The organism is Streptomyces sp. 150FB (assembly GCF_000818195.1).
GTDB lineage: Bacteria > Actinomycetota > Actinomycetes > Streptomycetales > Streptomycetaceae > Streptomyces.
Genome location: NZ_JTHL01000001.1, coordinates 2,429,959 through 2,439,730 on the forward strand (window position 1 = coordinate 2,429,959; position 9,772 = coordinate 2,439,730).

Sequence of the window (9,772 nt, forward strand, 5' to 3'; positions counted from 1 at the left end):
GCGCCCCGGCGACCGGCCAGCCGCAGCCGGGCCAGCCGTCGCAGGGCGGCCAGCCGTCCCAAGGCGGCCAGCCGTCGCAGGGCGGTCAGCCCTCGTCCGGCGGTGCCGCTCCGGCGCCGAGTGGTGACTTCGCGGCGTTCTGGTTCGCCGTGCCCGTCGCCCGTCCCCTGTACGGGGAGGACGGCTCGCCCTCGCCGATCGCCGAACTCGCGCCCGGTACCTGGTACTTGGCGGTCGAGCAGCGCGGCGCCGCACTGGTGGCCCAGACCCAGGACGGCCGCCGTGGCGTCCTCCAGGACACCAGCGGTATCCAGCGCGGCTGACACCGACGCACAACGCACACGGGAGCGGCCCCTCGTCCTCACGGACGGGGGGCCGCTCTCGTACGTACACACGCACCGGCACCGGCTCACCCGAACGACGTACGCTCCAGCCAGAAGTCCAGCAGCTTCGCGTCCCCCAGCACCTCGACCCGGTCGCTGCCCGGGGCCAGCCTGCGCTGGAAGACCAGCAGCACATCGGCGAGCGCCCCGCGCAGCTCGACGGTCGCGTCCGGCGTCTCCGTACTCCCGCGCCGCCAGTCGAAGCGGTCCTCGCCGAACTCGATCAGCCACTCGGCGCCGACGGCCCGGGGCGCGTCCCTGGCGCGCAGGAGAATGGAGCGGCCGCCCCCGCGCAGATCCGCGGCCTCCGGGTCGCCATGGGCCTGGCTGAAGGCCACGATCTCCAGCCATTCGTCGATCGTGTCGGCCCCGATGTCCGGCTCGACCTCGTAGGTACGTGACACGGCGAGCGCCGCGTCCGCCCTGTGCACCACTGTCTCGTGTGCCATCCGGCGCGCCCAGAAGCCGGCGGACCGCTCCCAGGCCCAGCTCCACACCTCGGTGCCGGCCCCCGCCTCGCGCAGTGTGGCCGCCGCCTTCTCGGCGCCGTCCGCCAACCACGCTTCCAGCGCGGCAGGTTCACTGTCGGCGGGGCCCCCGAAATCGGGCACCTGGTCTTCGGGGACGCTCTCGTCGGCCCGGGTCCGTACGATCGCCTCGGCCCAGCGGTGTGCGCGACCGACATGCCGGACCAGCTCGCCGAGCGTCCATTCGGGACAGCTCGGCACCTTGGCCGTGAGGTCGGCTCCGGCGAGCAGTGCCCTTGTACGGTCGGTCTGGTGGACGATTTCATCGCAATAGCGGTCATGCCCGAGACGTGTCATTCGCAGCACACTAAAGGCGCCTGGTGCTCTAGCCAAAGCATTTCTCTCCGGCAGGCCCCGGCTGGTTTCACGCGCTCACAAACGGCAACACGGTCGGCATGTCCTCACGTACTCGCAGTGGAAGCGGAACCGCGGCCACGATCATCATCGTCATCGCGGACATCATGGCCTTCATCCTGGCCCTGTGGATTCTGATGTACCTGCTGGACGCCAACCGAGCCAACGACCTGGTGAACTTCATCCAGGACGCGGCCCGTTGGCTGGCCGGCTGGTCCTATGACCTGTTCACCTTCGACAAGGCCTGGGCACGCGTCGTCTGCGGCTACGGACTGCCCGCGGTCGTCTACCTGCTCGTCGGCCACGGCCTGGCCGGCCGGCTGCGCCGCGTCTGAGCCGTACGCACCACCGGCCGTCCGGAGCGTACGCACCACCGGCCGTCCGGGCCTTACCCGCAGCAGTCGGGTTCGAGCCCGCGCGGCAGCCGTTCCCCGCTGAACACGGCGGTGGTCGCCTCGTCCCCCCCGAGCGCGGCCACCGCCAGCAGCAACGACCCGGCCGTCCATGTGGTCCGCTCCTCGGGCCACATGGCACGACTGCCCTCGAAGACGTACCCGGTCCAGTACATCCCGTCGTCGGCGCGCAGGTGCTGGATGGACTGGAGAATCTCCAGCGCCCGGTCGGACTCCCCCATCACCCAGAGCGCCAGGGCGAGTTCACAGCTCTCGCCGCCCGTCACCCAGGGGTTGGGCAGGACGCAGCGGACCCCGAGGCCGGGGACCACGAAGCGGTCCCAGCCCTCCTGGAGACGGGCGGTCGCCTGCGCTCCCGTGACGGCTCCGCCGAGCACGGGGTAGTACCAGTCCATCGAGTAGCGGCTCTTGTCGAGGAACCGCTCCGGGTGCGCACCGATCGCATGGCGCAGCGCGCCCGCCGCCAACTCCCAGTCGGGCTGCGGCTCTTCGCGCTCCTCGGCGATCGCGAGCGCGCAGCGCAGCGCGTGGTACATGGAGGAGCACCCGGTCAGCAGCGCGTCGCCCACGGGCGTCCCGTCCGCCTCGCGCTTCCAGCCGATCTGCCCGCCGGGCTGTTGCAGCGCCAGGACGAATTCGACCGCCGCGTGCACGACGGGCCACATCCCGTCGAGAAATCCGTCGTCGCCGGTGGCCAGGTAGTGGTGCCAGACACCGACGGCGGCGTACGCGCAGAAGTTGGTCTCGCGGTCCCGGTCCCCGGGAACCGTCGGCCCGCCGTCCGGGCCCGGGTCCTGGTAGGAGGCGTACCAGGACCCGTCCTCGTTCTGCTGCCCGGCCAGCCACCGGTACGCGAGCGCCGCCGCCGCGTGTTCACCGGCGGCGTCCAGCGCCATGGCGGCCTCGACATGGTCCCAGGGGTCGAGATGGTGCCCGCGGAACCAGGGAATCGCGCCGTCGGGACGCTGTACGGCGAGGATGCCTGCGACCGTCACCGCGGCCTGTTCCGCGGTGAGGACACCGGGCAGGACGAGGTGCTCCGTACGGCGGGCCGCCGCGCTGGACACAGCGCCCGGCCGTGACTGCGGCCCCGACTCGGGCCCTGTCTCCGATCCCGTTCCTGACAAGGTCACTTGGTCGCCGTCGCTGCCAGGTGCGGCTTCGTCGCGTAGGCGACGAAGCTCTTGCCCACGACGGGGTTGAGGAGTTGTTCGGTGAGCCGGGTCGCCAGTGGCTTCTTCATGATGTCCCACACCAGCAGCTTGTGGTACGCGCGAACGGGCAGCGCCTTGTCGTTGTCCACGCCCAGCGCGCACTTGAGCCACCAGTACGGTGCGTGCAGCGCGTGCGCGTGGTGCGTGCCGTACGGCTTGAGCCCCGACTCCCGCATCTTCTCCAGGAGTTCTTCGGCCTTGTAGATGCGGATATGGCCGCCCTCGACCTCGTGGTACGCGTCGGACAGCGTCCAGCACACCTTCTCAGGACCGTAGCGCGGCACGGTCACAGCGATCCGCCCGCCGGGCCGCAGCACACGGACCATCTCGGCCAGCACGCCCTTGTCGTCCGGAATGTGCTCCATGACCTCGGAGATGATCACGACGTCGAACGACGCGTCGGGGAAAGGCAGGTTGAGCGCGTCCCCCTCCATGGCCGTGGCGGTGGCACCCTCAGGGGCCTCCCCCTCCGCCTTCATCGCGGCGAACCACTTGGCCACTTCGCGGATCTCCTCGCCGTTCCGGTCGAGGGCCACGACCTGAGCGCCGCGCCGGTAGCACTCGAAGGCGTGCCGGCCTGCGCCGCACCCGAGGTCGAGTACGCGGTCGCCCGCGGCGAGCGGGAAGCGGGTGAAGTCCACGGTCAGCACTGGGTCCTGCTTTCGCGGTCGATGAGTCGGTTGATCGATGGAGCGGTGGATCGACGGAGCGACGGACGGTGCGGTGCATCGGCAGGTCGCCGAACCGGGGAGGGGCTCAACGAGCGCCGCCCGCCGCCGCGTTACGGCGGCGGCCCGGCTGCCGCGCGATCGCCGCGCGGTACAACTCCACTGTGCCCTGTGCCGCCTTCGCCCAGGTGAAGCGCGCGAGTACCCGCTCACGCCCGGCAGCCCCGAGCCGCTCCCGCAGCTCCGGGTCGCCGAGCAGCCGCCCGAGCGCCACGGCCAGCGCCCCGGCGTCGCCCGTCGGCACGGCGAGACAGCTCACACCGTCGGGTCCCGCGACCTCAGGTATGGCTCCGCCCGTCGTGGCGACCAGCGGGGTCCCGGTGGCCATCGCCTCGGCGGCGGGCAGCGAGAACCCCTCGTACAGCGAGGGCACGCAGGCGATCTGGGCCCCGCGTACCAGGTGGACGAGTTCGGCGTCGGAGATGCCCTTCACGAACTCGACCGCGTTCTCAAGCCCGTACCGCTCGATCGCCTGCGCGACCGGCCCGTCCTCGGCGCGTCTGCCGACCACGACGAGGTGCGCCGCCGGCTGCTCGGTGCGGAGCTTGGCCAGTGCCTCGACGAGATACACGAGTCCCTTGAGCGGGACGTCGGCGCTGGCCGTGGTGACGATCCGTCCCGGGATCTCGGGCACGGCGGGATCGGGCGAGAACAGGTCGGTGTCGGCGCCGATGTGCACGACATGGATACGGTCGGGCCGCACCGCGAGGTCGTCGGCGATCTCCTGCTTCGAGGAACCCGACACGGTGACCACGGAAGGGAGTTGGCGCGCGACGCGCTTCTGCATCCGGGTGAAGCCGTACCAGCGGCGTACGGACAGGCGCTTGCCCCGGCTCTCGGCCGCCGCCAGGTCCAGCCGCCGGTCGACGGTGATGGGGTGGTGGATGGTGGTCACCAGCGGCGCGCCGAGGTCGCCGAGAAGTCCGTACCCGAGCGTCTGGTTGTCGTGCACCACGTCGAACTGGCCCGCGCGGGCCCGGAGATGACGACGGGCGCGCAGCGAGAACGTGAGCGGCTCGGGGAAACCGCCCGTCCACATCGTCGCGACCTCGACCGCGTCGATCCAGTCGCGGAACTCGCCGGCCTCCGGTGTCCTGAACGGATCGGGCTGGCGGTAGAGGTCGAGGCTGGGCAGCTCCGTGAGGGGAACGCCGCCGTCGAGTACGGGGTACGGCTGGGCGCCGATCACCTCGACGCGGTGCCCGAGGCGGGCCAGCTCGCGCGAGAGATGACGTACGTAGACCCCCTGGCCTCCGCAGAACGGATTCCCCTTGTAGCTGAGGAGTGCGATGCGCAACGGACGGCTGTCCCCGTCCCGGGACCCCGCACCGCTGTCCGCCTCAATGGCCTCAGCGGTCACTCTCGGCCCCTTTCTCAACTGCGCTCCCCCCGATTTCCACGGAGCGTAACCGGCTGCGCCGAAGTGGAACAAGTCGCGGACCTGCTCGCGGACAGCCGTCGGCGGCCTCCGAATCTACCGGCTGGTAGCCCCCTGCGGACCGCCCGGATCAGGTGATTCGCGCCACGGCGCCGCGCGACGCATGGTGGAGAGGGAGCGCGGAAGTGGCGCGGTCGGAGGAGGCGGCGGACATGAGTGAGGTCCACGACGACGCGTACGACGCGTACGACTACGTCGTGGTCGGCGGCGGTAACGCTGGGTGCGTGCTCGCCACGCGGCTCTCCGAGAATCCGGCCGCGCGGGTACTGCTCCTGGAGGCGGGCTCGGCCGCCACGCCGCCCGCCATGACCACTCCGGCCGCGTGGCCGACCCTGCCGGGCACGGACGTCGACTGGGACTCCCGTACGCTCCCGCAGCCGAACGTCGGCGACCGGAGCTTCACCTGGACGCTCGGGAAGGCGCTCGGCGGCTCCAGCGCCATCGACCCGATGGCGCACCTGCGCGGGCACGCGTCGAACTTCGCCACGTGGGAGCGGGCGGGCGCGCAGGGCTGGGGGTACAAGGACCTGCTGCCGTACTTCATACGCGGCGAGCGTGCGGCTGGCCGGCACTCCGCGGTGCGGGGCGCCGAAGGACCGATGGAGGTGGCACCGGCGAGCGATCCGCACCCGGTGTCCGAGGCGTTCGTCCAGGCCGCGACGGAGGTGGGCCATCCGTACACCTCCGACCCCAACGCCGTCGTGCCGGAAGGTGTCTGCCACCCCGATCTGAACATCAGACCCGGGGGACCCCGGGACGGGCCGGGCCCGGCTGACGACTCCGGCGACGTACGGCTGAACGGTGACCGCGTACGCCAGAGCGCGGCCGACGGCTATCTGCGCCCCGTACTCCACCGCCCCAATCTCACCGTCCTCACCCATGCCCTGGCCCGCCGTGTGCTGCTCTCCGGCGACCGCGCGACCGGCGTGGAGTACGTGGAGACGGAAGGACCGCAGGGCCGGGCAGGGCGGACGCGGCAGGCGTCGGCCTCGGCCGAGGTGATCCTGTCCGCAGGCGCGATCGGCTCCCCGTACCTCCTGCTGCTCTCCGGGATCGGTCCGGCCGCGCACCTGTGTGCCGTGGGCATGCGGACCGAGGTGAATCTGCCGAGCGTGGGCGCCAACCTGTACGACCACCCGTGCAGCGGCCTGACCTACGCGGCGTCCCGCCCGGTGCCGGAGGGCGTGAACAACCACGGCGAGGCCCTGGTGAGAACCCGGACCAGCGACGATCTCATTGAGCCCGACGTCCAGTTGACGCTGGTCGACCTGCCTTACCCGTTCGGCGGCCTTCCGGCGCCGGACAACGGCTACACCATCGTGTGCTCGCTGATGACCCCGCACAGCCGCGGCGCGATACGGCTGTCCTTCACCGATCCGCTCGGCGACCCCTACATCGACCCGAACTACCTGGCCGACGACCGCGACCTGGAAGCGCTGCGAACGGGCCTGCGACTGGCCCGCCGTACGGGCGAGGCCCCGGCTCTCGCGTCGTGGCGTGCGTACGAGGCCCTCCCGGGCTCCGATGTGCGGGACGACGCGGCGTACTCCGACTACATCCGGCGCACCCTGCGCACGTCCTTCGGTCCGGCGGGGAGCTGCCGGATGGGCGGCGACGAGGGGTCGGTGGTGGACCTGGCGCTGCGCGTACGGGGAGTGGACGGGCTGAGGGTCTGCGACGCGTCGGTCATGCCGAGCCCCGTGTCGGCGCATCCGAGCGTGACGGTACGGGCGATGGCGGAGCGGGCGGCGGAACTGGTGGCGGGCACGGCTTGACCTTGAGCGCACTCTCACTTCTACGGTTGTTCAACGAGAAGACGAGAAGACGAGACGACGAGACGACAACGAAGGACGAACGGATCCCCATGAGCACCGCCGACCGCACCCACGAGGCCGACCGCGCCGAGACCCGCCAGGACCGCTTCGACCGGGGCATGGAGATGCTCACCCGTATCGACGGCGAAGGCGGCCAGAAGGTCGTGGACTCGCTTGCCGACATATCCCCCGAGCTGGGGAACCAGGTCGTGTCCTGGGCGTTCGGCGACATCTACGCCCGCCCGGGGCTGGCGCCGCGCGACCGGCAGCTCGTCACGCTGGGCATGCTCACGGCCCTGGGCGGCTGCGAACCGCAGCTCGACGTGCACATCAACGCGGCGCTGAACGTCGGCCTCTCCACCGAGGAGATCGTGGAGGCGCTGCTGCACTCCGCCGTCTACTGCGGGATACCGAAGGCACTCAATGCCACCTTCGTGGCCAAGAAGGTCTTCGCCGAACGGGGCCTGCTCCCTGTCACCACCCCCGTCACCCCCGTCACCACGCCGGCCGCCGACCCCGCCACCGACCCGGCGGCACCCCGCTCCTGACCACGCTCCGGCGCCGGACATGACCGCCCCGTCCCGGGCCTCGCACGGGGACCTGTCCGCCCGGAAGCGGCGCCGTACGGGCCGGTAGAGTGTGCGAGTCGTCATCATGCCCGTACGGGAGGAAGCCGGTGCACAACCGGCCCGCGCAGCCGCAGCGGTGAGCCAGCCGGGTGGGCGGGGCCTCCGGGAGTCCCGTACGCGGTCGTGAACGGCTTGTGCCATCGGAAACCGCCGGTGGTCGGCATCGTCGAGGTGTACGGTGCCGGGCCTGGTTCGCCTGAGTGTGCCAAGCGTCCGGCTCCCGCAGGAGAGGCCCAGCCAGCCCATGACCACCGTTCGCCGCTGTGCGGCCGTGTTCGCCGCAACCGCAGTCCTGTGCGTGGCCTTCGTGCCGGCCGCAGCCGCGGGCGGTGACGTGCCCTTCGTGCCGGGCTCGACCCCGGAGCCCTCCCCGGCGACTCCCTCACTCGGCGGCCCCTCCCCCACACCGTCCCCGGCGCCGCCGCCTTCGGTGGTGATCCCGAAGGGGCTCTACGGCACGGGGGACCCGGAGTACGACGGTGTGTGGCGGCAGTCCCTCGCCATGCTCGGGCAGTTCGCCGCCGGGATAAGGCCCGCCAATCAGGCGATCGCCTGGCTGAAGGCGCAGCAGTGCGCCAACGGCGCGTTCCCCGCGTACCGCGCCGAGACCCGTACGCCCTGTGACGCGCAGACGGCGGTGGACTCCAACTCCACCGCCGCCGCCGTCGAGGCGCTGTCGACGATCGGCGCGCAGCGGCCCGCCATGCAGAAGTCGCTGAGCTGGCTGAAGTCCGTGCAGAACGCGGACGGCGGCTGGAGCTACACCCCCGGCACGCCCAGTGACGCGAACTCCACCTCGCTGGTGATCGGCGCGCTGACGGTGGCCGGGCTGCGGCCGAGCGCGATGAAGTCGTCGGCGGGCAAGAACGCGTACGACGCGCTGGTCGACTTCTCCCTCCCGTGCGACGTGAAAACGGGCGCGGCGAAAGCAGCCGACGGTGGGGATGCGGGCGGGGCGCCGGGCGGGGCGCCGGGCGGCGGCGCTTTCGCGTACCAGCCCGACAAGGCGGGCAAGTTGACGGCGAACAACGACGCCACGGCCGCCGCCGTGCTCGGCGGGCTCGGCAAGCGGATGGTGACGGCTCCGGTACAGGCGGGCCCGGCGCCGAAGTGCCTGCCGAACAAGGGCCGTACGCCGGAGCGCGCCGCGCGCAACGGCGCCGCGTATCTCGCGGACGCGCTCGCGAAGACCGGCCATCTCGACCAACCGCCGCTGCCCGGCGCGGCGAGCGGCAAGCCGCTGCCCGACCCGGGGAACACGGCGGCCGCGGTGGTCGCTCTGACCTCCGCCGGTTACGGGACGAAGGCGACCGGCGCGCTGGCGTGGCTGAAGCAGAACGCCGTCCCCTGGGCCGAGCAGAACGGGCCTGCCGCGTATGCCCAGTTGATCCTGGCGTGCCATGCGACGGACTCCGATCCGCACCACTTCGGCGGGGTCGACCTCGTCCAGCGGCTGAACGCGCAGGGCCCCGCCCCGACCGTCGTACCCACGCCCACCCCGAGCGGCCCCTCGCCGACCGCGCCCACACCGAACCCGACCGGGCCGCGTGCGGCCATAGTCAGCGCCGACGCCGACAACGGCTCCAGCACCACACTGTGGCTGATCGGTGTGGTGCTGGTCGCCGTCATCGGTGGCGGCGTCCTGTTCGTCACCCTCCGCAAGAGCCGACGGCCGTGATCCGCCGCCTGGTGGGGCAAAGGCCTCTCGCCTTCGCCCTGTTCTCCGTTCTCCTCGCGCTCTCCTTCTCGTTCCCGCTGGGCACGGGGACGGCACAGGCGGCCGGGTTCCGGTACTGGTCGTTCTGGGAGAGCGGCGCGGGCAAGTGGACGTACGCCACCCAGGGCCCGGCCACCGCACAGCCCTCCGACGGAGCCGTTGTCGGGTTCCGCTTCTCGGTGAGCGAGGACAGCGGGGACGCGGCGCGGCCCCGTACGGCACCCGACTTCGACACCATCTGCGGCTCGACGCACGCGACAGCCGGCCGGGAGCGGATCGCGGTCGTCGTGGACTCCGGTACGCCGGGCGACGCCCCTGCGGGGGAGAAGCCGCCCACGCCGGACCGGCGGACCGGGTGCGCGCGGGTCGACGAGGGCGCGTCGGCGGCCGACGCGCTCGCTGCGGTGGCGAAACCGCTGCGCTACAGCAGCGCGGCGCTGCTCTGCGCCATCTCCGGTTATCCGGCGGCGGGTTGCGGCGAGCAGGTGGCGGGTACGCCGAAGGGCGCGGCGAGCGACGACGCGACCGCGCCGGCGGCCAGCCCGACGGCCGCAC

9 protein-coding genes and 1 pseudogene are annotated in these 9,772 nt (G+C 72.0%); 6 read left to right on the top strand and 4 right to left on the bottom strand.

The window, feature by feature from the left end; genetic code table 11:
* Nucleotides 1-323, top strand: a pseudogene (locus QR77_RS10135) (hypothetical protein); the annotation flags it as partial.
* A gap of 86 nt (nucleotides 324-409) precedes the next feature.
* Here the strand turns inward: QR77_RS10135 and QR77_RS10140 are convergent.
* Nucleotides 410-1,207, bottom strand: coding sequence for a maleylpyruvate isomerase N-terminal domain-containing protein (locus QR77_RS10140; RefSeq protein WP_040021112.1), 798 nt, complete (start codon nucleotides 1,205-1,207; stop codon nucleotides 410-412).
* A gap of 98 nt (nucleotides 1,208-1,305) precedes the next feature.
* Between QR77_RS10140 and QR77_RS10145 the strand changes: the two genes are divergently transcribed.
* Nucleotides 1,306-1,599: a hypothetical protein gene (locus tag QR77_RS10145; RefSeq protein ID WP_040021114.1), complete on the top strand. Its 294-nt coding sequence runs from the start codon at nucleotides 1,306-1,308 to the stop codon at nucleotides 1,597-1,599.
* Between the two features lie 53 nt (nucleotides 1,600-1,652).
* Here QR77_RS10145 and QR77_RS10150 read toward each other — a convergent pair whose 3' ends face one another.
* From QR77_RS10150 to QR77_RS10160, 3 genes are all read right to left on the bottom strand, one after another.
* Nucleotides 1,653-2,744 (bottom strand): prenyltransferase, encoded by a 1,092-nt coding sequence (locus QR77_RS10150; RefSeq protein WP_040021115.1) that lies wholly within the window; start codon nucleotides 2,742-2,744, stop codon nucleotides 1,653-1,655.
* 62 nt (nucleotides 2,745-2,806) lie between these two features.
* A complete protein-coding gene (locus QR77_RS10155; protein ID WP_040021117.1) occupies nucleotides 2,807-3,541 on the bottom strand; it encodes a class I SAM-dependent methyltransferase in 735 nt (244 codons plus the stop codon).
* A gap of 106 nt (nucleotides 3,542-3,647) precedes the next feature.
* Entirely contained in the window at nucleotides 3,648-4,979 is a 1,332-nt protein-coding gene (locus tag QR77_RS10160; protein WP_040021118.1) for a glycosyltransferase family 4 protein, read from the bottom strand.
* A 230-nt stretch (nucleotides 4,980-5,209) separates the two neighbouring features.
* On the opposite strand from QR77_RS10160, the gene QR77_RS10165 reads away from it, so the two are divergent.
* From QR77_RS10165 to QR77_RS46565, 4 genes are all read left to right on the top strand, one after another.
* Nucleotides 5,210-6,832 (top strand): GMC family oxidoreductase N-terminal domain-containing protein, encoded by a 1,623-nt coding sequence (locus QR77_RS10165; RefSeq protein WP_040027641.1) that lies wholly within the window; start codon nucleotides 5,210-5,212, stop codon nucleotides 6,830-6,832.
* Nucleotides 6,833-6,921: 89 nt separating this feature from the next.
* Nucleotides 6,922-7,419 carry a carboxymuconolactone decarboxylase family protein gene (locus QR77_RS10170; protein ID WP_052488651.1) on the top strand — a complete coding sequence of 166 codons (498 nt, stop codon included), beginning with the start codon at nucleotides 6,922-6,924 and terminating at the stop codon, nucleotides 7,417-7,419.
* A gap of 379 nt (nucleotides 7,420-7,798) precedes the next feature.
* Complete coding sequence (locus QR77_RS10180) at nucleotides 7,799-9,178, top strand: prenyltransferase/squalene oxidase repeat-containing protein (protein ID WP_236710591.1); 1,380 nt, start codon at nucleotides 7,799-7,801, stop codon at nucleotides 9,176-9,178.
* 38 nt (nucleotides 9,179-9,216) lie between these two features.
* A partial coding sequence (locus QR77_RS46565; RefSeq protein WP_236711086.1) for an SCO2322 family protein occupies nucleotides 9,217-9,772 on the top strand: 556 nt, incomplete at its 3' end.